Origin of the sequence: Blastococcus saxobsidens (genome assembly GCF_010682065.1) — a bacterium.
GTDB classification, from domain to species: domain Bacteria; phylum Actinomycetota; class Actinomycetes; order Mycobacteriales; family Geodermatophilaceae; genus Blastococcus; species Blastococcus saxobsidens_B.
In genome coordinates this window covers 1-764 of record NZ_JAAGWG010000071.1, presented here as the reverse complement: position 1 = coordinate 764, position 764 = coordinate 1, and the positions used below count along the sequence as shown (strand labels likewise).

Here is a 764-nt window from a genome sequence, read left to right as displayed (position 1 = left end):
TGTGGCGTCCACGGCTGGATCACTCCGCCGCTTCGACCGCCACACGACGCTCCCCTACCCATCCACACACCTGGCCGCAGATTCAAGACCTGCGACGGGAAAAGTGTGAATGCCACGGCTTCGGCGGTGTGCTTGAGCCCCGCTACATTGTCGGCGCGGAACCACTTGACCAGTGAGCTATTACGCACTCTTTCAAGGGTGGCTGCTTCTAAGCCAACCTCCTGGTTGTCTCTGCGATCCCACATCCTTTTCCACTTAGCACACGCTTAGGGGCCTTAGCCGATGATCTGGGCTGTTTCCCTCTCGACTACGAACCTTATCGCCCGCAGTCTCACTGCCACGCTCTCACTTACCGGCATTCGGAGTTTGGTTGACGTCAGTAACCTTGTGGGGCCCATCGGCCATCCAGTGCTCTACCTCCGGCAAGAAACACGTGACGCTGCACCTAAATGCATTTCGGGGAGAACCAGCTATCACCGAGTTTGATTGGCCTTTCACCCCTACCCACAGCTCATCCCCCAGGTTTTCAACCCTGGTGGGTTCGGTCCTCCACGCGGTCTTACCCGCGCTTCAACCTGGCCATGGGTAGATCACTCGGCTTCGGGTCTAGGGCACGCGACTATGTCGCCCTGTTCGGACTCGCTTTCGCTACGGCTACCCCACACGGGTTAACCTCGCCACGTACCGCTAACTCGCAGGCTCATTCTTCAAAAGGCACGCAATCACCCCTCCACCGAAGTGGATAAGGCTCTCACGGCTTGTAG

Annotated in this window: 1 rRNA gene; it reads right to left on the bottom strand. The window is 58.2% G+C overall.

Annotated elements, in window-relative coordinates:
- Nucleotides 1–764, bottom strand: a 23S ribosomal RNA gene (locus GCU60_RS19700); the annotation flags it as partial.